Source organism: Stenotrophomonas sp. STEN013 (assembly GCF_056760355.1).
In genome coordinates this window covers 18,991-40,879 of sequence record NZ_JBRREO010000007.1, presented here as the reverse complement: position 1 = coordinate 40,879, position 21,889 = coordinate 18,991, and the positions used below count along the sequence as shown (strand labels likewise).

Below are 21,889 nucleotides of genomic sequence, written 5' to 3'. Positions count from 1 at the left end.
CACTTCCTGCCCGCTGATCCAGCCACTACCCTTGGACGATGCGAATCGCCCTGCTGCTGTTGTTGTCCGCCATTGCCCTGGGGGCGTTCGATCTTCACGCGCAGCAGATCAACCGTTGCACCAACGCGCAGGGCCAGACGGTGTACGGCGACAAACCATGCGAGGCGATGGGCGCGCGCGCGCGGCTGCTGCCCGGCGGCCGGGCCACCGGTGGCAGCGGCCTGTACCACGACAGCTGCGCGCGCCGGCTCAGCGAGGTGGTGGCGCAGATCCAGCGTGCGGTGGACGCCCGCGATGCGAACCGGCTGTCGGGCATCTATCTGTGGAACGGGCTTTCTTCGGCTGCGGCCACCCAGGTGATGGACCGCCTGGACGCCATCGTGCAGCGGCCACTGGTGGATATCGCGCCGGTGTTCCCCCCCGAACCCGCGTACGAGCCGGCACCGCCGCAACCGTTCACCTATACCGATGGCAGCCCGGTGGATCCGCAACAGGCCCCTGTCCCGGAAGTGGGGGTCAGCCCCCCGCCCGCGCCGCCGCGTCGCCCGATCGGACTGCGGCTGGAGCAGACCCTGGCCAACAGCGCCACGCCTTCGCGCACCGTGTTCAACCTGCGCCGCCAGTACAACTGTTTCTGGATCACCCTGTAACCGGACGCGGCCACAGCCCGCGGATCGCAGCGATGCCCTGCGCGCCGGCGCGCCGGGCGCGACCGATATCCTCCGCGGTCAGCCCACCGATGGCGTAGATCGGCAGCGACACCTGCTCACGCAGGTATTCGAACTGCTCCCAGCCGATACCGGCCGCCTGCGGATGGCTGGCGGTGACCTGCACCGGACCGAGCACGGCAAAATCGCAGCCCAGCGCCTGGGCGGCGCGCAGCTGCGGCAGGTCGTGGCAGGAGGCACCGACCAGCAGATGCGGCGGCAGCGGCCGGGTATCCAGCTGCAGCAACTGCTCGGCGCCCAGATGCACGCCGATCTCCAGCGCACGCGCCAGTTCGATATCGCGGTTGAGCAGGAAATCGGCATCACGGCCAAAACGCGCAACCGCCTGCCGGGCAAGCGCGGTGCGCTGCGCGCAGGCCGGGGTGCGCAGCTGCACGCGGCGGATGCCGCTGTCCAGTGCGTCTTCCAGCCCGCCGAGCCAGGCCTCGGCATCGTCAGCGGGCTCGGGCGTGACCAGGTAGCAGTCGGGCTGGCGCAGCGCCGCCACCACCGGCAGATCGGCCGGCGGCATCGAATAACGGGAGAGTTTGTCCGGGGTCACCCAGGTGATGGCCTGGCCTTCGCGGCCACGTGCCACGCCCTTCCACTGCCGCACCCTGCGCACCTCCAGACGCAGGCGCTTGTCCGGATACAGCTGCGGCACGTCCATCACCCACTCGCCGATCTCGGCCTCGATGCCGAGCTCCTCGTGCAGCTCGCGCGCGAGCGCCTGCTCGGAGCTCTCCCCGGGCTCGCGCTTGCCACCGGGGAACTCCCACAACCCGGCCATGTCACTGTCGCCGCTGCGGCGATTGAGCAGGATGCGGCCGCGCGCGTCGGTGATGACGGCGGCCACGACGTGGATCGAGCGCAAGGGGGAAGTCATGGGCTGAGAATGCCGAAAACCCGCCCTTCGGCGCAACATTCCGGTACCGGCCGCACCCGCGTGCCAGCGGTGGAGACCGGGCCAGAAAAAAGCCCCGCACGGGGCGGGGCTTTGATCGATCAGCTCAGCTGGCCGTGGCAGTGTTTGAACTTCTTGCCGCTGCCGCACGGGCATGGATCATTGCGGCCGACCTTGGGCTCCTCGCGGGTGATCTGGGCCACGCCCTGCGGGCCGGCCTCCACCTGCGCGGCTTCCTCATCGGCGCTGTAGCCACCGCTGTCCTGGTGCTGGAACTGCGACATCTGCAGACGCGCTTCGGCCTGCTGGCGTTCCAGCGCCTCCATCGCGGCCACTTCCTCCTCGCTGCGCACGCGCACGCGCGAGAGCATGGTGATCACTTCGCGCTTGACGTCTTCGAGCATCTGCGAGAACAGCTCGAAGGCTTCCTTCTTGTACTCCTGCTTGGGCTGCTTCTGCGCGTAACCACGCAGGTAGATGCCCTGGCGCAGGTAATCCATACGTGCCAGATGCTCCTTCCAGCTCTGGTCGAGCACGGTCAGCATCACGTGCTTTTCCAGCGCGCGCATGGTTTCGCTGCCCACGGCCGCTTCCTTCTGCGCGAAGTGCTCGTCCATGAAGTCGATCACCTTCTGCGCGATCGCCTCGGCATCGAGTTCCTCGTGCGCCTTGACCAGGCCGACCACGTCCATCTGCACGCCCAGCTCCGATTCCATCGTCGCCTGCAGGCCAGCCAGATCCCACTGCTCGTCCACCGAGTTCGGCGGCACGAAGCGGGTCACCAAGTCATAGATCACATCGCCACGGATGCCGTCGATATTGTCCTTGACCGACTCGGCGTCCAGCAGCTCGTCGCGCTGGGCATAGATCACCTTGCGCTGGTCGTTGTTGACGTCGTCGAAGTCCAGCAGGTTCTTGCGGATGTCGAAGTTGTGCGCCTCGACCTTGCGCTGCGCCTTCTCGATCTGACGGCTGACCATGCGGTCTTCGATGACGTCGTCTTCCTTCATGCCCATCATGCGCATCGCCTTCTGCACCCAGTCCGAGGCGAAGATGCGCATCAGGTTGTCTTCCAGCGACAGGTAGAAGCGGGACGAACCCGGATCACCCTGACGGCCGGAACGGCCACGCAGCTGGTTGTCGATACGACGCGATTCGTGGCGTTCGGTGCCGACAATGTGCAGGCCGCCGGCCGCCTTGACCGCTTCGTGGCGCGCCTGCCAGGCGGCCTTGACGGCGGCCTTCTGCTCGTCGCTGATCTCGTCGCCCAGCTCGTGCAGCTCGGTTTCCAGCGAACCGCCGAGCACGATGTCGGTACCGCGACCGGCCATGTTGGTGGCGATGGTCACCGAGCCCGGACGGCCGGCATTGGCGACGATGGTCGCTTCGCGGTCATGCTGCTTGGCGTTGAGCACTTCATGCTGCACACCGGCCTTGCGCAGGTGCTCGGACAGCATCTCCGAGGTTTCGATCGAGGTGGTACCCACCAGCACCGGCTGGCCGCGCTTGGCGCATTCCTCGATGTCGGCCAGCACCGCGTTGAACTTGCCGGTGCGATTGAGGAACACCTGGTCGGGGTGGTCCTTGCGCACGGTCGGCTTGTTGGTCGGGATCACCACCACTTCCAGGCCGTAGATGCTCTGGAATTCGAAGGCTTCCGTATCGGCCGTACCGGTCATGCCGGACAGCTTCTTGTACATGCGGAACAAGTTCTGGAAGGTGATGCTGGCCAGCGTCTGGTTTTCCCGCTGGACCGGTACACCTTCCTTCGCTTCCACCGCCTGGTGCAGGCCGTCGGACCAGCGGCGGCCGGCCAGGGTACGGCCGGTGAATTCGTCGACGATCACCACTTCGCCATCGCGCACGATGTAGTCCACATCGCGCTGGTAGATGGCGTGGGCGCGCAGCGCGGCGTTGAGGTGGTGGACGACGGTCAGGTTCTGCGCGGCATACAGGCCGCCTTCGTTGTCGGCACCGATGATGCCGGCTTCGCGCAGCAGTTCCTCGGCGTGCTCCATGCCCGCTTCGGACAGGTGCACCTGCTTGCCCTTCTCATCGACCCAGTAGTCGCCCTCGCCGTCCTCGGCTTCCTGCTTGATCAGGCCCGGCACCACGCGGTTGACGCGGATGTACAGCTCCGGGGAATCGTCGGCCGGGCCGGAGATAATCAGCGGGGTACGCGCCTCGTCGATCAGGATCGAGTCGACCTCGTCGACGATGGCGTAGTGCAGGCCACGCTGGTAGCGATCCCCCCTGGTCAGCGCCATGTTGTCGCGCAGGTAATCGAAACCGAACTCGTTGTTGGTGCCGTAGGTGATGTCGGCGGCATAGGCCTCGCGCTTGTCGCTGTGCGGCATGCCCGGATAGACCACGCCCACGCTCAGGCCCAGCCAGTTGTACAGCTTGCCCATCTGCGCGGCGTCGCGGCGGGCCAGGTAGTCGTTCACCGTGACCACGTGGACGCCCTTGCCTTCCAGCGCGTTGAGGTAGACCGGCAGCGTGGCCACCAGGGTCTTGCCCTCACCGGTGCGCATTTCGGCGATCTTGCCCAGGTGCAGGACCATGCCGCCAATCAGCTGCACGTCGTAATGGCGCATGCCCAGCACACGGGTGGAGGCCTCGCGGCAGACCGCGAAGGCTTCCGGCAGCACCTTGTCCAGGGCTTCGCCGCCGGCGATGCGTTCACGGAATTCGGCCGTCTTGGCCTTCAGCGCGTCATCGGAGAGCTTCTGGATCTCCGGCTCCAAGGCATTGATCTTGGCGACGATACGGTTGAGCTGGCGAAGCTGGCGCTCGTTACGGCTGCCAAAAACGCGGGTAAGCAGGCTGTTGATCATTGAAGGAACCGGTTTGAATGAAATGCCGTACGACCGTACCGCCCCCTGGGACTGCCGGTCACAAACAGAACAGGGCGCAATGCGCCCTGTCGATGGCAACGCCTATTGTAGCTTGGGGCGGGGGCTTGGCGATTCAAGCGTCCGCCCGCCGCCGGTCAACCGCGGCTGCGACGCCCCACCGGGGTGTTGCCGCCTTCACCGAGAAACTTGCGCGGATTGACTGCATTACCGCGTTCCCAGACCTCGAAATGCACGTGCGCACCGGTCGAACGGCCGCTGGAACCGGCCTTGGCCACTTCCTGCCCGGCGCGCACCAGATTGCCTTCGCGCACGGTCAGGCGCGAATTGTGCGCATAACGGGTCACATAGCCATTGCCGTGATCGACATCGACCACGTTGCCGTAGCCGCCCTTCACGCCGGCGAAGCTGACCACACCATCGGCCACGGACATCACCGGATCACCGACACGGGCGTGGAAATCCATCCCCTTGTGCGTCGCCCGGCCGCGCCCGAACGGATCGGCGCGGGTGCCGAAGTTGGAGGTGATGTAGGTGTTGCTGATCGGCATGCGCGAAGGCACGGCGTTCTGCTCCAACTGGTGGTCGAACAGCAGCGACTCCAGCACCGAGAGCTGCTTGCCTGAAGCAGCGAAGCGCTGCTCCAGCATCTGTAAGTCGCTGTTGACCGCACTGACCGGAATGTCCTGGGTAGGACCGGGCTCGCCGTCACCCATACCCGGGGTTTCATTGAAATCGAACTCGCCGTCTTCCAGCTTGCCCATCTGGGTCAGGCGTTCGCCCAGCGCATTGAGCCGCGTGGCCTGGGCCTGCAATTCGCCCAGTCGCGCTGCCAGCGCGTTGACCTGGGTCTGGGCGTCGGCGCGGACCTTGGCCAGTTCCTGTTCCTGCCGATCCACCTTGGCTTGCAGGGCCGAATCGCCCACCATGCCGATGGCCAGGCTCAACGCCACGCCCATCAGGCAACCGATGCCAAGCACGCTGCCCAGCAGGGCCTGCGGACGATCCTCGAAAAACATCTGAACGCGGGCAAACGGCGTCTTGGCCTTTTGTTCACGCGTTTTGATTACGATCTTTTTAAATGCCATTGAAAATTTCTTATGTCTGAGCCGAAATCCAGTGTTCGATCCCGCTCCGTGCCCAAACTGGCACTGGAGACGGTGATGGCGGACAAAGCAGGAAATCCGTTGCGCCGGGCTCTCTGGCTCGATGCGATGGACCGGCAATTGCGCCCCCATTTGCCGCCTGCGCTGGCAAACCGTTGCCGGCTGGCCAATGTGGACGGCGAACACCTCGTTTTTCTCGTCGATTCCCCGGTCTGGCATGCCAAAGTGCGGCTTGCCGAAGACCAGTTGCTCGACGCGGCCCGATCCATCGGGCTGAAGGCCACGCGGGTGACCGTCAAGACTGCAACCGCACCGCCGCACTCCCCAGTGCGTGAAAATCAGCGCAGTACCGCAGTTTCGGCAGCCACGCACAAAGGTCTGCGTGATGCCTTGGATGCCCTTCAGGATGTGAAATCCACCCGCTCCTGAGCGCAAACGGGGCGTCCCCACCCCAGCTGTCCTGAAGCGACCGGCGACGCGGTCACCACAGGAGGCCGGCAGGAATCCTAGCCGCGTACGAGGCCGCAGGAGTTAGCGTTTTGTTAATTTAAGGTTAAATTAAGGCTGGGACCCACTGCGGATTCACATTTTCATGACGCAGCCGACAGTTGCCGGCGCAAGGCGCCAGCCCCTCTTACGGTCAAACTGCGGTTCCGCTCAGGCGTACGCCGGGGTTCCATAGACCACCGGATCGGTGGCTGCTGGGGAGTCATAGCTCGCCCATTCCCATGCGCTTTCATCGGCCAGCAGCGCACGCACCAGCTTGTTGTTGAGCGCGTGGCCGGATTTGTAGCCCTCATAGGCCGCCAGCACCTGGCCACCGGCCAGATACAGGTCACCGATCGCGTCGAGGATCTTGTGGCGCACGAATTCGTCGGTGTAACGCAGGCCGTCGTCATTGAGCACGCGGAACTCGTCCAGCACGATGGCGTTGTCCATCGAGCCGCCCAGGCCCAGATTGCGCTCGCGCATGTATTCCAGATCGCGCATGAAGCCGAACGTCCGTGCGCGCGCGATTTCCTTGATGTAGGCCGTGGTCGAAAAGTCGATCTCCACGCGCGACTGCTTGGCCGGGATCATCGGATGGTCGAACTGGATGGTGAAGCCCAGCTTGTAGCCTTCATAGGGCTCGAAACGGGCGACCTTGTCGCCATCGCGTACTTCCACCGTCTTGAGGATGCGCAGGAAGCGCTTGGGTGCGTCCTGCTCCACTACGCCCGCGGACTGCAGCAGGAACACGAACGGGCCGGACGAACCATCCATGATCGGCAGCTCGGCCGAGGACAGCTCGACAATGCAGTTGTCCACCCCCAGCCCGGCCAGGGCCGACATCAGGTGTTCAACGGTCTGGATCTTGGCGCCTTCGCAGGTCAGCCCGGTGCACAGGGTCACCTCGGTGACCAGATCCGCACGCGCCGGCACTTCCACCACCGGTTCCAGATCCACCCGCCGGAACACGATGCCATGGTTCACCGGCGCAGGGCGCAGGGTCATGTAGACCTTGTCACCGCTGTGCAGGCCGACACCGGTGGCGCGGATCGTGTTCTTGAGGGTGCGTTGCTGGATCATGGATGTGCAGTTCGAAGCTGCCGCGCAGACGCGGCTCTGAGCAAACAAGAATAACACGCGTTAACAGCCGGCCCGGCCCACATCCAGGGCGGGGCTGTGCAACAGTCCGGTGCGGAAAATGCCGCCGGGCCGATCCTGGCCCGGCGACAAAGGACATGGCATTCCCCCTGGAGTGGACAGCTCCAGGGTCACTTGCTGCATCGATTACCGTCCGCCCGGAGCCCCCGCGACCGGTGCACCCGGAACGCGTTGGCACTGGCCTCCGGCAACGAGGCCGCTCAGTCCGCCTGACGGCGCAGGAACGCCGGGATGTCGAGGTAATCGCTGGGCAGTTCGGCGGCAACGGTGGACGAGGCCGTCGGCGCCGAAGCCCCCACGGTGTCCGAGCTCGGACGACGCAGGCCCATGCCCATGGTATTGCCCACGGCCTTGGCCACGGCGTCGGCCGGGCTTTCGTAGTCGTCGAACTCGGCCTGGCCGGTGGTGGCGTTGCGCACCAGCTTGATCGGACCCCGCTCGCCCGGACGCTGGGCGTTCTTGGACACGGCGCGGTTCAGACCGGTGGCGACCACGGTCACCTTGATCTCGTCGCCCAGATCCGGATCGATCACAGTGCCGATGACCACGGTGGCGTCTTCCGAGGCGAAGGCGTGCACGGTGCGGCCGATCTCGTCGAACTCGCTCATGGTGATGTCGGTGCCGGCGCTGATGTTGACCAGAACGCCATTGGCGCCGGCCAGGTTCACATCATCCAGCAGCGGATTCTGGATGGCGGCTTCGGCGGCAGCCTGGGCGCGGTCATCGCCGCGGGCGGTGCCGGTGCCCATCATTGCCAGACCCATTTCCGACATCACGGTACGCACGTCGGCGAAGTCGACGTTGATCAGACCCGGACGCACGATCAGATCGGCGATGCCCTGCACCGCGCCCTGCAGCACGTCGTTGGCGGCGCGGAACGCCTGCACCATGGTGGCGTTGCGGCCGAGCACGGTGATCAGCTTCTCGTTCGGGATAGTGATCAGCGAATCGACGTGCTGGCTCAGCTCCTCGATGCCCTTCAGCGCGACCTGCATGCGGCGGCGACCTTCGAACGGGAACGGCTTGGTGACCACGGCCACGGTCAGGATGCCCATTTCCTTGGCCAGCTGCGCCACCACCGGTGCCGCGCCGGTGCCGGTGCCACCGCCCATGCCGGCGGTGATGAACACCATGTCCGCGCCCTGCAGCGCGTCCATGATGCGCTCGCGGTCTTCCAGTGCCGCCTGGCGGCCGACTTCCGGGTTGGCGCCTGCGCCCAGGCCCTTGGTCACGTTGGTCCCCAGCTGCAGCTGCAGCTTGGCACCGCAATTCTTGATCGCCTGCGAATCGGTGTTGGCGGTGATGAACTCCACGCCATCCACATTGGTGTTGACCATGTGCGCCACGGCGTTGCCGCCGCCGCCGCCCACGCCCACCACCTTGATCACCGCGTTGGGTGCCATCTTTTCAATCAGTTCGAAATGCGCCATGTCCATGTCCTCTCTATTGCCGTGATTGGTGTGGGCATTCGGGAGATCCGTTCTCCTTCCGTGCCCACCCGCACCGGCGAGTTTTAGTTGGTGTACCGGTTCGGGATATCCCTCACCGGCGGTTGTTGCCTACTTCAATGACCGCGTTACTGCACTTCGTCTTGCCCTGCTGTTTGTCGCACTGCACTTGCTGTCCCGGTCCGGCGGTCAGAACTCCCCGCGGAACCAGGTTTTCAACTTCTTGAACAGACTGCCGGCGCGACCGGCCGGCAATGATGGCCGCCGCGGGTGTTCGATCTGGCTGCCCATCAGCAGCAGGCCCACGCCGGTGGCATGCACCGGGTTGCCGACCACTTCGCCCAGCCCGGTGACGTGCTGGGGAATACCCACGCGTACCGGCATCTGCAGCATTTCCTCGGCCAGCTCGACCACACCTTCCATCTTCGACGCGCCGCCGCTGAGCACCATGCCGGCGCGCACCATTTCCTCGAAACCGGAGCGGCGCAGTTCGGCCTGCACCATTTCGAAAATCTCCTCGTAGCGCCCCTGCACCGCTTGCGCCAGCGAATGACGCGGCATGCGACGCGGCGGGCGATCGCCCACGCTGGGCACCTGGATGCTTTCTTCGGCCGTTGCCATCTGCGCCAGCGCGCAGGCGTAACGGACCTTGATCTGCTCGGCTTCGGGCGTCGGCGTGCGCAACATATGCGCGATATCGTTGGTGACGTGATCACCGGCGATCGGCAACGAGGCGGTGTGGCAGATCGCCCCCTGCACAAACACCGCGATGTCGGTAGTCCCGGCGCCGATATCGACCATCACCACGCCCAGCTCGCGCTCATCGGCGGTCAGCACCGCCACACTCGAGGCCAGCGAGGACAGCACCAGGTCGTCCACCTGCAGGCCGCAACGCTGCACGCACTTGCTGATGTTGGCGGCGGCCGACTGCGCGCACACCACCAGGTGGGCATGTACTTCCAGACGCACGCCGGTCATGCCGACCGGATTACGGATGCCTTCCTGCGAGTCATCCAGCACGTACTCGCGCGGGATCGCATGCAGGATTTTCTGGTCGGCCGGAATCGCCACGGCCTTGGCCGCTTCCAGTACCCGGTCCAGATCGCCCCAGCTGACTTCGCCTTCGCGGATCGGGGTGATGCCCTGCGAGTTGCGGCATTGCACATGGTTGCCGGAGATGGAGGCGTAGACCGAACGGATCTCGCAGCCGGCCATCAGTTCGGCTTCCTCGATCGCCCGCTGGATCGACTGCACGGTGGATTCGATATCCACCACCACGCCGCGCTTGAGCCCGCGCGATTCATGCGAGCCGATGCCGATCACCTCGATTGGGCTGCCTGGCGAATACTCGCCCACCAGCGCCACCACCTTGGAGGTGCCGATATCGAGACCGACGATCAGTGATTTGTCACCCTTGCGATTCATGTCCTGTCCTGCGTCTGCTTTGTTGCCGGCGGTGGGGTTCCCCAGCTCAGCGTGAAACCGTTGGTGTAGCGGAGATCGGCGCGCACGATCGGCACCTGGGTGCGGGTGAGCTGCGGCAGCACCCGCACGAAGCGGGCAAGGCGCGACCGCGCATCGGTGCGGCCGATGACCACTTCGGTGCCGTTGTCCAGCGCCAGCAACCAGCTGCCGCGCGCATCCAGCACCACTTTTTGCACGTCCACGCCGGCTGGCGCGAACAGGGCGCGTGACTCGTTGTAGAGCTCGACCACTTCGCCGGTCATCGCGTCCGGGCCCTCGAGCTCCGGAAGCGGCGCGTTTTCCAGCCCGTGGGGCACGGCGAACAGACGCCCCTGCTCGGACAGCAGCCGGTCTTTGCCCCAGCGCGCGAAGGGCTTGTGCTCGACGATGTGCACTTCCAGCACATCCGGCCACTGCTTGCGCACCTGGGCGCTCTCCACCCACGGCAGCGCTTCGATCGCGCGCTGCGCATCCTGCAGTTTCACCGCGAAGTAGCCAGAGCGCGCATACGGCAACAAGGCTTGTTGCAGATCCTCGGCCGGCACCCGCTTGAATTCGCCGTGTACGCGCAGCTTGGCCAGCGGCCAGCGCTCGGTTCCCACCCAGCCGTTGAGCACCGCCACTACCGGCAGCACCACCAGGGAGATGGCCAGCAGCCAGGCGAGCATCCGCAGCAGCGCGTTCATGGTGCCACCTTCACCGCAGCCCACGCACGCGCTGACGCCGCTGCCGAAAAGGCAACCGCGCGGGCATCAGCAGACGGGAGCACGATGAGGATCATTTGTCCGCCGTCTCCTTGAAGCCGTCGGTGATGATCTGCTGGGCGATATGGCCGATGTCACCGGCGCCCATCATCAACAGCAGGTCGCCGTCCTGCAGCACATCGGGCAGCACCGAAACCAGATCGGCCGCACTGCCGACCACCACCGGCTCGCTGCGACCGCGCGCGCGGATCGCGCGGGCCAGCGATCGGGAGTCGGCACCAGGAATCGGCGCCTCGCCGGCGGCATAGACCTCGCTGAGTACCAGCGCATCGACTTCGGACAGCACTGCCGCAAACGCGTCGAACTGGTCGCGGGTACGGCTGTAACGATGCGGCTGGAAGGCGACCACCAGACGCTGGGTCGGCCACCCCCCGCGCGCGGCGGCGAACACCGCTTCCAGCTCACGCGGATGGTGACCGTAGTCATCGATCACGCGGACCTTGGCGCCCTTGTGGGTGGTGACTTCGCCCAGATCGTTGAAACGGCGGCCCACACCTTCGAATTTCTCCAGTGCGATGGCAATCGTCTCCGGCGCGACCCCCAGCTGCCAAGCCACCGCCGCGGCGGCCAGCGCATTGAGCACGTTGTGCCTGCCGGGCAGCGCCAATGTCACCGGCACGCTGCTGCCTTCGGGCAGGCGCAGGGTGAAGCGCATGCGCGGGCCATCCTGCATCACGTCTTCGGCGCGCACATCGGCATTGCTGCTCAGGCCGTAGCTCATCACGTGACGCGGCGTCTTCGCCGCCAGCGCGGCGACTTCCGGATCATCGATGCACAACACCGCCAGGCCATAGAACGGCAGGCGCTGCAGGAACTCGGCAAAGGCGGCCTGCACGCGGGCGAAGTCGTTGCCGTAGTTTTCAAGATGGTCGGCGTCGATGTTGGTAATCACCGCCACCAGCGGATTCAGGCGCAGGAAGCTGCCATCGCTCTCATCGGCTTCGGCCACCAGCCATTGGCCACCGCCGAGCCTGGCGTTGGCGCCGGCGGCCAGCAACTGACCGCCGATGACGAAGGTCGGATCCATTCCGCCTTCGCTCAGCACCGCGGCGGTCAGCGAGGTGGTGGTGGTCTTGCCATGGGTACCGGCCACGGCGATGCCACGACGGAAGCGCATCAGCTCGGCCAGCATCGCCGCACGCGGCATGATCGGAATGCGCTGGCTGCGCGCTTCCATCAGTTCCGGGTTGTCTTCACGGATGGCGCTGGACACGACAATGCAGTCGGTGCCGAGCACGTTGGCCGCCGAATGGCCCCGCATCACGCGCGCGCCCAGCCGGGCCAGACGGCGCGTGGCGGCGTTGTCGGCATTGTCCGAACCGGAGACCTCGTAGCCCAGCGTCAGCATCACTTCGGCGATGCCGCTCATGCCGGTGCCGCCGATGCCGACAAAATGCACGCGCGGGAACGCGCGCACCAGATCGGTGGTGTCGTGAAGGCGGCGGATCATGCCCGGCCTCCGGTGTGGCGGGCGCGGGGGCGCGATGCCGTTTTCATACTGCTTCCTCAAGAATGATGTCTGCGATGCGTTCGGCCGCATCGACCTTGGCCAGCGCACGCGCGGCGTGCGCCATCTGCATGCGTCCGGCGGGATTGGTGGCCAACGTGCGCAGCACGTCCTCCAGATTGATCGCCAGCGCGTCGTCCTGCCTGAGCAGCTCGGCGGCACCGCGTTCGACCAGGTATTCGGCGTTGCGGGTCTGGTGGTCGTCCACCGCGGCGGCAAACGGCACCAGGACGCTGCCGATCCCCACCGCGCACAGTTCGGCCAGGGTCGAGGCGCCGGCACGGCACACCACCAGATCGGCCCAGCCGTAGGCGGCCGCCATGTCCTTGATGAACATGTCGACGCGGCCTTCCACCCCCGCTGCGCGATAGGCCTGCAGGGCTTCTTCGTGCAGCTTCTCACCGCACTGGTGCCAGACCTCGAGGGCGACGCTGTTGCCCAGCGCGGCCAGGGCCTTGGGCATGGCATTGTTCAACGCGCGCGCCCCCTGGCTGCCGCCCAGTACCAGCACCCGCATCGGTCCGATACGACCGGTCAGACGCTGCTCCGGCGCCGGCAATGCGGCGATCTCGGCACGCACTGGATTGCCAACCACTTCTTCCCGCCCACCGGCGAAGCTACCCGGGAAACCCGACAGCACACGGCGCGCAAAGCGCGACAGGATGCGGTTGGTCATACCCGGTGCGCGATTCTGTTCGTGCACCAGCAGCGGCAGGCCATGCAGGCGCGCGGCCATGCCGCCCGGGCCGGAGGCGAAACCGCCAAAAGCCACCACCGCGCGTGGATTGCGGTCACGCAGCACATAGCCGGCACTGCGGATCGCACGCATCACCCGCAGCGGCGCGCCCAGCAGGGCCAGCTTGCCCTTGCCGCGCAGGCCACTGATGGCAAGCGTATCGATAGGGATAGCGTGCTGCGGCACCAGCCGGGTTTCCATCGCGCCCTCGGCACCCAGCCAGGTCACCGGAATCCCGCGCTCGCGCAGCACTTTGGCCACCGCAAGACCCGGGAAAATATGACCACCGGTGCCGCCGGCCATGATCATCACCGGGCGTGCGTCCTGCGAGGTGTTCGGCGCGGCCATCACGCGATCCTCCCGAAGGTCGGTTCGACCCGCTGCGGCATGCGACTGGTACCACGCGGGGCGCCGGTCTGCATGGCCGCGGCAATGGCCGTTGCCGTGGCCGGTTCGCCGGCCGGTGGCGCTTCGGTCAGGACCGCATCGGCCAGATCGATGTCCTCGCGCACTTCCTGGCGACGCACCACGCGGTTGTATTCATAAGACACGCGCAGCAACAGGCCCATCGCCACGCAGGTCATCATCACGCTGGAACCACCGGAAGAAATCAGCGGCAGCGTCAGTCCCTTGGTCGGCAGCATGCCCAGGTTCACGCCGATCGAGACGAACGTCTGCAGGCCGATCCACAACGCGATGCCGAAGGCGATATAGCCGGCGAAATGACGGCGCATCTCGATGCAGCGTATGCCCAGCCAGAACGCACGCCCCACCAGCAGCGCATACAGCACGATGATCGTGCACACGCCCAGGAAGCCCAGCTCTTCGGCGATCACCGAGAAGATGAAGTCGGTGTGCGATTCGGGCAGGTAGTTCAGTTTCTGAATCGAGGCGCCCAGACCGACGCCGGTCCATTCGCCGCGGCCGATCGCCATCAACGCGTTGGACAGCTGGTAGCCCGAGCCGAGCTGGTCCACCCATGGATCCATGAACGAGGTGACGCGGCGCATGCGATACGGCTCGAAGATCACCAGCAGCACCAGCGCCGGCAGCATCAGCAGCACCGGCAGAATGATGCGCTTGATCTGTGCGCCACCGAGCAACAGCATGCAGGTGGTGATGCCCAGCAGCAGCATCGAGGAACCGAAGTCCGGCTGCAGCAGCAGCAGCACCACCAGCACGCCGACCACGCCCACCGGCTTGAGCATCGCCAGCCAGGTGGCGTTGACCTCGTCGCGGAAGCGCACCAGATAACTGGACAGCCAGACGATGTAGAGCACCTTCACCGCCTCCACCGTCTGGAACTTGGACACGCCCAAGTTGATCCAGCGCTGCGCGCCGTTGACGCTGCTACCCAGGCCGGGAATGAACACCACGATCAGCAGGGCGAAACAGCCCAGCAGCAGCAGCTGGTTGTACTTCTCGATTTCCTTCAACTCCACCCGCAGCACCACCGCCGCCAGCACCACACCGATGCCGATGAACAGCAGGTGGCGGGTCAGGTAGTAGAACGGACTCTGCGTCAGCGCGATGGAGCTGGACGCCACCATCACGATCCCGATCGATGCCAGCGCCACGGCCGCGCCCAGCAGCCACTTGTCGTAGCTGCCGCCGATGGCTTCGAGCCGGGTTGCCTGACGCGAGTGGTCGTCCATCAGCGCACCTTCAAGGTTGCCAGGCCGATCAGCACCAGCACCACCGAGATGATCCAGAAGCGCACGATCACGCGCGGCTCCGGCCAGCCCTTCAGCTCGAAGTGGTGATGGATCGGCGCCATGCGGAACACGCGCTTGCCGGTGAGCTTGAACGAGGCCACCTGGATCATCACCGACAGCGTCTCGATCACGAACACGCCGCCCATGATCACCAGCACCAGTTCCTGGCGCACGATCACCGCGATGGTGCCCAGCACCGCGCCCAGCGCCAAGGCGCCGACATCGCCCATGAACACCATCGCCGGATAGGTGTTGAACCACAGAAAACCCAGACCGGCACCGGCGATCGCCGCGCAGATGATGACCAGCTCACCGGCGCCGGGGATCTGCGGAATCTGCAGGTAGCTGGAGAACACCGCGTTGCCCGAGGCGTAGGCGAACACGCCCAGTGCACAGGCCACCAGCACCGTCGGCATGATCGCCAGGCCATCCAGGCCATCGGTCAGATTGACCGCATTGGAGAAGCCGACAATCCAGAAGTAGGCGATGGTCACGAAGCTGATGCCCGCCAGCGGCAGCGCGATCGACTTGAACATCGGAATATAGAACGTCAGCGCGGCCGGCACGTCGGCGGTGTAGAACAGGAACAGGCCCGCGGCCAGACCGAAAATGGATTGCAGCAGGTACTTCCAGCGCGACTTCAAGCCATTGGGATCGCGCCTGGCGATCTTGATCCAGTCGTCGTACCAGCCGATCGCGCCGAAGCACAGCATCACCGCCAGCACCAGCCACACGTAACGGTTGCGCAGATCGCCCCACAGCAATACCGAGATCAGCACCGTGGTCAGGATCAGGCCGCCGCCCATGGTCGGCGTGCCGGCCTTGGAAAAATGCGACTGCGGGCCATCCTTGCGGATCGGCTGCCCCCCCTTGAGCTGTGCCAGGCGGCGGATGGCCGCCGGTCCCAGCCACAGCGACAGCGACAGCGCGGTCAGCGCCGCCAGGATGCCGCGGAAAGTAATGTAGTTGAACAGCCGGAACAGATCGTCCAGCTGCTGCAACCAACGGGCCAGTTCAAGCAACATGCGGTGTGTCCTCGCCACGCTGCAGCAGCGTGGTCACAATCTTGTCCATGGCGCTGCCGCGCGAGCCTTTGACCAGGCAACGCACGCCAGCATGAAGTTCGGTTTGCAGCGCGGCAGCCAGCGCGGCATGGCTGTCAAAATGACGCCCGCCCTCGCCGAACGCCTTCGAGGCCGCCTCGCTCAGCGGTCCCAGCGTGTACAGCCGCTTGATGCCGGCCTCGCGGGCGCGCTGCCCGGCCTGCGCGTGCAGCGCCTGCGCGCCCTCGCCCAGTTCGCGCATGTCGCCCAGCACCAGCCAGCCCTCGTCCTTGCCGGCGGCCAGCGCGGTGATCGCCGCAGCCAGCGAGCCGGGATTGGCGTTGTAGCTGTCATCGATCAGCACCGCACCCGTGGCCAGCGTGTGGGCGATCTGTCGGCCGGCCACTGGACGCGCCTGCGCCAGGCCTTCGACCACCTGGGGCAAGGCGATGCCGGCGGCCAGCGCCAGCGAAGCGGCTGCCAGCGCGTTGAGCACGTTGTGGCGACCGGGCAACTGCAGTGCCACCGCGGCCTGGCCCTGCGGTGTTACCAGGGTGAAGCGCGAACCCTCGGCGGCCAGCACGATCTCCGTGGCACGCACTTCGGCACTGTGTTCCAGGCCGAAGCGCAGCACCTGGCAGCGCGCCGGGGTACCGAGGAAATGCTGCTCGAAGAACGGTGCGAACGCATCGTCGGCATTGATCACCGCCACGCCCGCTTCCGGCAGCGCCGCGTAGATGGCGCCCTTGGTGGTAGCCACGCCGAGCAGGCTGCCCATGCGTTCCAGGTGGGCGGCCGCCACGTTGTTGACCAGCGCGTAGCGCGGACGGGCGATGTCGGTGAGATAGGCGATATCACCCGGCTTGCCGGCACCCATCTCGTAGACGGCGTAGTCGGCATCTTCCGGCGCATCGATCACCGCCAGCGGCAGGCCGATCTCGTTGTTGCGGTTGCCGGGAGTGGCGTAGACCTGACGTTGTTCCACGGCCTGGACATGCTGCAGGATCGCCAGCAGCAGCGCCTTGACGCTGGTCTTGCCGTTGCTGCCGGTGATGGCGAACACGCCGGTGTCGCGCCCCTGCTGCATGGCCGCGGCGATTTTCGCCAGCGCCAGCTCGGTGTTGGCAACCACGACCTGCGGCACGTCCAGCGGCTGCAGGGTGTCGACCAGCAGCGCGCCGGCCCCGGCGGCCAGCGCATCGGCCGCAAACGCGTGGCCGTCGAAACGCTCGCCGCGCAGCGCCACATACAGGCTGCCCGGCGCCAGCGTACGGGTATCGTTGCCGACAGCGTCGATGCTCACGTCATCGCCGTGGATTTCGCCGCCGGCCCAATGGGCGATCAGCGACAGCGGGGTGCGCTTCATGCGTTCACCTCCCCGTTCGCCGAACGTGCCTGCAGCGCGCGCGAAGCCACTTCGGTGTCATCGAAAGGATGCTTGATGCCCGCGATCTCCTGATACGGCTCATGGCCCTTGCCGGCGACCAGCACGATGTCGCCGGGGCCGGCCTGCGCGACCGCGGCGCCGATGGCGCGGGCGCGATCGCGCACCACGTTGATCTCGGCAAGGCGTGGTGCTCCTTCGCGTCCTGCGACCGCACCACTTGTGCCTCCGTGCACGGCGAACCCGGCCATGATGTCGGCGACGATCACGTCGCCATCTTCGCCACGTGGATTGTCGTCGGTGACGAACACCACGTCGGCCAGTTCCTCGGCAATGGCCGCCATCTGCGGCCGCTTGCCGGTATCACGCTCGCCACCGCAACCGAACACGCACAGCAGGCGGCCGTCGAGATGGCCGTGCAGGCTGCGCAGCGCCTGTTCCAGCGCGTCGGGAGTGTGGGCGTAATCGATGACCACGGTCGGCTCGCCCTGGCCGCCGAGGCGGTTCATGCGGCCACGGATCGGCTGCAGCTGGCCCAGCACCCGGGCGATGGTCGCCGCCGACTGGCCCAGACCATGCAGCGCGCCGGCCACCGCCAGCAGGTTGTCGACGTTGAAGCGGCCCAGCAGCGGCGAGCGCAGCGCATGGCGTTCATCGCCGATGAGCAGATCGAAGCCCAGCCCCTGCCCGTCCAGCACAAGGTTTTCGGCACGGACCGTGGCGCCGGCCTGGCCGGTCGAGCTCAGCCCAATGGCCTGCACGCCGGTCGCCAGGGTGCTGATCAGTTCGCGGCCGAACGCGTCGTCCAGATTGACCACCGCCGCCTTCAGGCCCGGACGATGGAACAGCCTGGCCTTGGCCGCGCCATAGGCTTCCATGCTGCCGTGGTAATCCAGATGGTCGCGGGTGAGATTGGTGAACACCGCCACATCGAAATGCACGGCATCCACACGGCCCTGGTCCAGCGCATGCGAGCTGACTTCCATCGCCACCGCCCTGGCACCGCCATCGCGCAGCTGGGCCAGCACTTCATGCATCTGCAACACCAGTGGAGTGGTGAAGCCGGTCGGCACCACATCACCGTACAGGCCCACGCCCAGCGTGCCGATCGAACCGCTGACAATGCCCAGCAGCTGCCAGGCCTGGCCCAGCAGCTGCACGGTCGAGGTTTTGCCATTGGTGCCGGTGACACCCACCATCGTCATCGCCCGCGACGGCTGGCCGTGGAACTGGTCGGCCATCGCGCCCATGCGCGAACGCAGGTCGGGCACGGCGATGGCATCGGCCGGGGCCGGCAGTTCGGCCGGCGCCGGTGGATCGAACAGGATCGCAGCCGCACCGGCGGCCCTGGCCTGTTCGACAAAACCCAGCCCGTGCGCGCCGAAACCGGCAATGGCCACAAACGCATCGCCAGCGCGCACATGGCGCGAATCCAGCACCAGACCGCTGATCTGCGGGTCCTGTGCCAGGGGCAGATCGGGCAACAACTGCGACAGCTTCATGGTGCGGCTCACGGGCGTACCTCCGTGGTGGCAGGTACCTGGGCACTGGCGCTGGGCAGTGCGGCGTCGAATTCGGCGGTGGCGTTGGGAGTATCGGCAGCATCCTGCGGGATGGGCAGGGGCACGGCGCTGCTGCCCGGCTTACCGCCGACCTTGCCGGCGGCCTGCGCGGCCAGCCACGACTGGATGTCGTCCGGCGGCACGTCCATCAGCCGCAGGGTGCCCTCCATCACATGGTGGAATACCGGGGCGGACACCAGTCCACCGTATTGCAGCGCGCCGCGTGGGTCGTTGACCACGATCACCGCGGCAAAGCGCGGTGCAGTGGCCGGCACCACGCCGGCGAACAGCAGGTTGTAGTGCCCGCGCTCGTAGCCGCGTGGACCGTTCTTGCGCGCGGTACCGGTCTTGCCGGCGACGTGGTAGCCCAGGATCGCCGCCTGCTTGGCGCCGCCGTTGGTGACCACCGTTTCCATCATCCGCACCACTTCCTGCGCCACGTTCGCATCCAGCACCTGCCGTGCCTCGTTGCGCTGACCTTTGACGAAGGTCGGTGTGATGACCTGGCCGCCGTTGGCCAGCGCCGAATAGGCCTGCGCGATCTGCAGCGGCGTCACACTCAGGCCATAGCCGTAGGACATCGTGGTCTTGGTGGTGCCATACCAGCCGGGGCTGCCCGGCACCGGCACCAGCCCGGAGGATTCGCCGGGGAAACCACTGCCCGGTGCCGCGCCGTAGCCAAAGGCACGGACCGAGTTGTAGAACACCTGGTCCGGAATCTGCGCGGCGATCTTGGCCGCGCCGATATTGGAGCTGCGGGTGATCACGCCGGTGACGTTGAGCACGCCGTTGTTCCGCGGTACGTCCCGGATGGTGTAGCGGCCCAGCGACATGTAGCCCGGATTGGTGTCGATGACCGTATCGGGTGTCACCACCTGGTTCTGCAAGGCGGTGGCGATGGTCAACGGCTTCATCGTCGAGCCCGGTTCGACCAGATCCGTCACCGCCCGGTTGCGCCGGGTGTCCGGGGTCGCGCCGCCGACCGAGTTCGGGTTGTAGGTGGGCAGGTTGGCCATGGCCAGCACTTCGCCGGTGGCCACATCCATCACCACGATCGAGCCGCCGGCCGCCTTGTTCTGGGTGACGGCATTGCGCAGCTCGCGCATGGCCAAAAACTGGATGCGGCGGTCGATGCTCAGGGTCAGGTCCTTGCCCGGCTCGGCGGCGCGCACCAGATCGATGCTTTCCACGATAGCGCCCTTGCGGTCGCGGATCACCTTCTTGGCGCCGGGCTTGCCACGCAGCCATTCGTCGAAGGCCAGCTCGAGGCCTTCCTGGCCGTGGTCGTCGATATTGGTGAACCCCAGCACATGCGCCATCGCCTCCCCCTGCGGGTAATAGCGACGGAACTCGCGCTGCGAGAACACGCCGGGAATCTTCCGCGCGACCACCTGCTCGGCCACGTCCGGATTCATGCGCCGGCGCAGGTACATGAATTCCTTGTCGGCCTTCTGCGTCAGTTTGGAGGTCAGCTCGTCGGCCGACAGCGACAACGCCTGCGCCAGCTCGGGGATGCGTTCGGGCGCGCGCAGCAGCTCCTGCGGATTGACCCAGATCGAGGCTACCGGCGTGGACACCGCCACCGGCTCGCCATTGCGGTCGGTGATCATGCCGCGCGAGGTGGCGATCGGCACTTCGCGCAGGAACCGCGCCTCGCCCTCGCGCTGGTAGAACTCGCTGTTGACCAGCTGCACATAGGCCGCACGGCCCACCAGCGCCACCGCGCAAAGACCCAGGCCAGCGCCCACCATCAACATGCGGGTACGCAGGTTGAACTGGCTGCGATTGCGGTTGCGCACGGGCGGGTTCATGGGCGGATCACCACGATGTCGGTGGCTTCCGGAAATTTCATGCCGAGACGGCCACGCGCCTCCTGGTCCACCCGCGTGGCCTGGGCCAGCGTGGCCTGCTCCAGCTGCAGACGGCCGAACTCGATGTTGAGCTCGTCGCGGGCGTGTTCCAGCCGCGACAGTTCCACAAACAGCTGCCGATGGCGGTGGCGCATGAACACCACCCCGATCGCCGAAGCGATGGTGCAGGCCAGCAGCACGATCAGCAGCAGGCGGCTCATGCGGCCACCTCACGTTTTTCGGCCACGCGCAGCACCGCGCTGCGCGCGCGCGGATTGACTGCCAGCTCGTCGTCCTCGGCCTTGATCGCACCACCGATCAGATCCAGCGTCGGCACGAACACACTGGCTTCGGGCAGACGGCGATTGGCCGGCGGCGCCTTGGCGTGGCGGTTCATGAACTGCTTGACGATACGGTCTTCCAGCGAATGGAAGCTGATCACCGCCAGCCGGCCACCGGGCTTGAGCCGCGCCATCGCCGCCTCCAGCCCGGCCTCGAGGTCGGCCAATTCGCGGTTGATGTGGATGCGGATGGCCTGGAAGCTGCGCGTGGCCGGGTGGATCTTGTCCTTGCCGCGTGGCATCACCGAGGCGATCAGCTCGGCCAGCTCGGCGGTGCGGCTGAACGGCTGGGTCGCGCGGCGGGCCACGATCGCACGGGCGATGCGGCGGCTCTGCCGCTCATCGCCATAGTTGAACAGCACATCGGCGATTTCGCGCTCTTCGGCGCGGTTGAGCCACTGCGCCGCGCTCTCGCCCGAATCGGGGTCCATGCGCATGTCCAGCGGACCGTCCTTGCCGAAGCTGAAACCGCGCTCGGCCACGTCCAGCTGTGGCGAGGACACGCCCAGATCGAACAGCACACCGTCCAGACCGGCGGCGGTTTGCTCCCAGTTCAACAGATCGGCGAAGCTGCCACGGTAGATCGCCACGCGGCCATCGGGCAGGAAATCACGCTCGGCCACGGCAATGGCCTCGGGATCCTTGTCCATCACCAGCAGGCGTCCATTCGGACCGAGCAGGCGCAGCACGCCGCCGGCGTGACCGCCGCGACCGAACGTGCCATCCAGATACGTACCATCTTCGATCACCCTCAGGCCCTGCAGGACCTGGGTGTACAGCACCGGCAGATGAGCCGCCGGCGGCTGCGACACCGGAGGGTGACCGGCTTGCGCTTGACCGCGCACCCGGGCACCCC

18 protein-coding genes are annotated in these 21,889 nt (G+C 66.3%); 2 read left to right on the top strand and 16 right to left on the bottom strand.

Annotated elements, in window-relative coordinates; translation table 11 throughout:
• Window positions 1–38 precede the first annotated feature (38 nt).
• The gene (locus tag ACVOMH_RS13370; RefSeq protein ID WP_481522749.1) at window positions 39–650 is read left to right on the top strand and encodes a DUF4124 domain-containing protein; all 612 of its coding nucleotides are present in this window, start codon (window positions 39–41) and stop codon (window positions 648–650) included.
• Here the strand turns inward: ACVOMH_RS13370 and ACVOMH_RS13365 are convergent.
• The 3 genes from ACVOMH_RS13365 to ACVOMH_RS13355 all read right to left on the bottom strand — a co-directional run bounded on the left by ACVOMH_RS13365 (window position 640) and on the right by ACVOMH_RS13355 (window position 5,554).
• Window positions 640–1,593, bottom strand: a complete 954-nt coding sequence (locus ACVOMH_RS13365; protein WP_481552270.1) for a Nudix family hydrolase — start codon at window positions 1,591–1,593, stop codon at window positions 640–642. The two genes, ACVOMH_RS13370 and ACVOMH_RS13365, sit on opposite strands and share 11 nt — an antisense overlap.
• Before the next feature lie 119 nt (window positions 1,594–1,712).
• The gene (gene secA, locus ACVOMH_RS13360) at window positions 1,713–4,448 is read right to left on the bottom strand and encodes a preprotein translocase subunit SecA (RefSeq protein WP_054657655.1); all 2,736 of its coding nucleotides are present in this window, start codon (window positions 4,446–4,448) and stop codon (window positions 1,713–1,715) included.
• A 155-nt stretch (window positions 4,449–4,603) separates the two neighbouring features.
• On the bottom strand, window positions 4,604–5,554 hold the full coding sequence (locus tag ACVOMH_RS13355) for a M23 family metallopeptidase (RefSeq protein WP_481552269.1): 951 nt from the start codon (window positions 5,552–5,554) through the stop codon (window positions 4,604–4,606).
• Between the two features lie 12 nt (window positions 5,555–5,566).
• Here ACVOMH_RS13355 and ACVOMH_RS13350 point away from each other — a divergent pair, with 12 nt between their 5' ends.
• Window positions 5,567–6,001, top strand: a complete 435-nt coding sequence (locus ACVOMH_RS13350; protein ID WP_057506083.1) for a DciA family protein — start codon at window positions 5,567–5,569, stop codon at window positions 5,999–6,001.
• A 228-nt stretch (window positions 6,002–6,229) separates the two neighbouring features.
• Here ACVOMH_RS13350 and lpxC read toward each other — a convergent pair whose 3' ends face one another.
• The 13 genes from lpxC to rsmH all read right to left on the bottom strand — a co-directional run bounded on the left by lpxC (window position 6,230) and on the right by rsmH (window position 21,878).
• Window positions 6,230–7,141, bottom strand: coding sequence for a UDP-3-O-acyl-N-acetylglucosamine deacetylase (lpxC, locus tag ACVOMH_RS13345; RefSeq protein ID WP_054657659.1), 912 nt, complete (start codon window positions 7,139–7,141; stop codon window positions 6,230–6,232).
• A 278-nt stretch (window positions 7,142–7,419) separates the two neighbouring features.
• A complete protein-coding gene (gene ftsZ, locus ACVOMH_RS13340; RefSeq protein ID WP_054657673.1) occupies window positions 7,420–8,649 on the bottom strand; it encodes a cell division protein FtsZ in 1,230 nt (409 codons plus the stop codon).
• A gap of 207 nt (window positions 8,650–8,856) precedes the next feature.
• Window positions 8,857–10,092, bottom strand: coding sequence for a cell division protein FtsA (gene ftsA / locus ACVOMH_RS13335; RefSeq protein WP_054657661.1), 1,236 nt, complete (start codon window positions 10,090–10,092; stop codon window positions 8,857–8,859).
• Window positions 10,089–10,817 (bottom strand): cell division protein FtsQ/DivIB, encoded by a 729-nt coding sequence (locus tag ACVOMH_RS13330; protein ID WP_481522746.1) that lies wholly within the window; start codon window positions 10,815–10,817, stop codon window positions 10,089–10,091. Before ACVOMH_RS13330 ends, ftsA begins: the two co-directional genes overlap by 4 nt.
• Before the next feature lie 91 nt (window positions 10,818–10,908).
• Window positions 10,909–12,345, bottom strand: coding sequence for a UDP-N-acetylmuramate--L-alanine ligase (murC, locus tag ACVOMH_RS13325; RefSeq protein ID WP_481552268.1), 1,437 nt, complete (start codon window positions 12,343–12,345; stop codon window positions 10,909–10,911).
• A gap of 43 nt (window positions 12,346–12,388) precedes the next feature.
• Entirely contained in the window at window positions 12,389–13,486 is a 1,098-nt protein-coding gene (gene murG, locus ACVOMH_RS13320) for an undecaprenyldiphospho-muramoylpentapeptide beta-N-acetylglucosaminyltransferase (RefSeq protein ID WP_481552267.1), read from the bottom strand.
• The gene (gene ftsW, locus ACVOMH_RS13315) at window positions 13,486–14,793 is read right to left on the bottom strand and encodes a putative lipid II flippase FtsW (protein ID WP_481552266.1); all 1,308 of its coding nucleotides are present in this window, start codon (window positions 14,791–14,793) and stop codon (window positions 13,486–13,488) included. Before ftsW ends, murG begins: the two co-directional genes overlap by 1 nt.
• The gene (mraY, locus tag ACVOMH_RS13310) at window positions 14,793–15,878 is read right to left on the bottom strand and encodes a phospho-N-acetylmuramoyl-pentapeptide-transferase (RefSeq protein WP_481522743.1); all 1,086 of its coding nucleotides are present in this window, start codon (window positions 15,876–15,878) and stop codon (window positions 14,793–14,795) included. Before mraY ends, ftsW begins: the two co-directional genes overlap by 1 nt.
• Window positions 15,868–17,262 (bottom strand): UDP-N-acetylmuramoyl-tripeptide--D-alanyl-D-alanine ligase, encoded by a 1,395-nt coding sequence (locus tag ACVOMH_RS13305; protein ID WP_481522742.1) that lies wholly within the window; start codon window positions 17,260–17,262, stop codon window positions 15,868–15,870. The genes mraY and ACVOMH_RS13305 overlap by 11 nt, the downstream gene beginning before the upstream one ends.
• Window positions 17,259–18,794, bottom strand: a complete 1,536-nt coding sequence (locus ACVOMH_RS13300) for a UDP-N-acetylmuramoyl-L-alanyl-D-glutamate--2,6-diaminopimelate ligase (RefSeq protein ID WP_481552265.1) — start codon at window positions 18,792–18,794, stop codon at window positions 17,259–17,261. Before ACVOMH_RS13300 ends, ACVOMH_RS13305 begins: the two co-directional genes overlap by 4 nt.
• Window positions 18,791–20,653: a peptidoglycan D,D-transpeptidase FtsI family protein gene (locus ACVOMH_RS13295; RefSeq protein WP_481552264.1), complete on the bottom strand. Its 1,863-nt coding sequence runs from the start codon at window positions 20,651–20,653 to the stop codon at window positions 18,791–18,793. The genes ACVOMH_RS13300 and ACVOMH_RS13295 overlap by 4 nt, the downstream gene beginning before the upstream one ends.
• Window positions 20,650–20,913: a cell division protein FtsL gene (gene ftsL, locus ACVOMH_RS13290; RefSeq protein ID WP_054658861.1), complete on the bottom strand. Its 264-nt coding sequence runs from the start codon at window positions 20,911–20,913 to the stop codon at window positions 20,650–20,652. Before ftsL ends, ACVOMH_RS13295 begins: the two co-directional genes overlap by 4 nt.
• A complete protein-coding gene (gene rsmH, locus ACVOMH_RS13285; protein ID WP_481552310.1) occupies window positions 20,910–21,878 on the bottom strand; it encodes a 16S rRNA (cytosine(1402)-N(4))-methyltransferase RsmH in 969 nt (322 codons plus the stop codon). The genes ftsL and rsmH overlap by 4 nt, the downstream gene beginning before the upstream one ends.
• Window positions 21,879–21,889: the final 11 nt, after the last annotated feature.

Coding starts and splice junctions, on each gene's coding strand:
- ACVOMH_RS13330 (WP_481522746.1), bottom strand. CDS start 10,817: ATGAACGCGCTGCTGCGGATGCTCGCCTGGCTGCTGGCCATCTCCCTG.
- ftsZ (WP_054657673.1), bottom strand. CDS start 8,649: ATGGCGCATTTCGAACTGATTGAAAAGATGGCACCCAACGCGGTGATC.
- murG (WP_481552267.1), bottom strand. CDS start 13,486: ATGGCCGCGCCGAACACCTCGCAGGACGCACGCCCGGTGATGATCATG.
- lpxC (WP_054657659.1), bottom strand. CDS start 7,141: ATGATCCAGCAACGCACCCTCAAGAACACGATCCGCGCCACCGGTGTC.
- ftsW (WP_481552266.1), bottom strand. CDS start 14,793: ATGGACGACCACTCGCGTCAGGCAACCCGGCTCGAAGCCATCGGCGGC.
- ftsA (WP_054657661.1), bottom strand. CDS start 10,092: ATGAATCGCAAGGGTGACAAATCACTGATCGTCGGTCTCGATATCGGC.
- ACVOMH_RS13365 (WP_481552270.1), bottom strand. CDS start 1,593: ATGACTTCCCCCTTGCGCTCGATCCACGTCGTGGCCGCCGTCATCACC.
- secA (WP_054657655.1), bottom strand. CDS start 4,448: ATGATCAACAGCCTGCTTACCCGCGTTTTTGGCAGCCGTAACGAGCGC.
- ACVOMH_RS13370 (WP_481522749.1), top strand. CDS start 39: ATGCGAATCGCCCTGCTGCTGTTGTTGTCCGCCATTGCCCTGGGGGCG.
- murC (WP_481552268.1), bottom strand. CDS start 12,345: ATGATCCGCCGCCTTCACGACACCACCGATCTGGTGCGCGCGTTCCCG.
- ACVOMH_RS13295 (WP_481552264.1), bottom strand. CDS start 20,653: ATGAACCCGCCCGTGCGCAACCGCAATCGCAGCCAGTTCAACCTGCGT.
- ftsL (WP_054658861.1), bottom strand. CDS start 20,913: ATGAGCCGCCTGCTGCTGATCGTGCTGCTGGCCTGCACCATCGCTTCG.
- ACVOMH_RS13355 (WP_481552269.1), bottom strand. CDS start 5,554: ATGGCATTTAAAAAGATCGTAATCAAAACGCGTGAACAAAAGGCCAAG.
- mraY (WP_481522743.1), bottom strand. CDS start 15,878: ATGTTGCTTGAACTGGCCCGTTGGTTGCAGCAGCTGGACGATCTGTTC.
- ACVOMH_RS13350 (WP_057506083.1), top strand. CDS start 5,567: ATGTCTGAGCCGAAATCCAGTGTTCGATCCCGCTCCGTGCCCAAACTG.
- ACVOMH_RS13305 (WP_481522742.1), bottom strand. CDS start 17,262: ATGAAGCGCACCCCGCTGTCGCTGATCGCCCATTGGGCCGGCGGCGAA.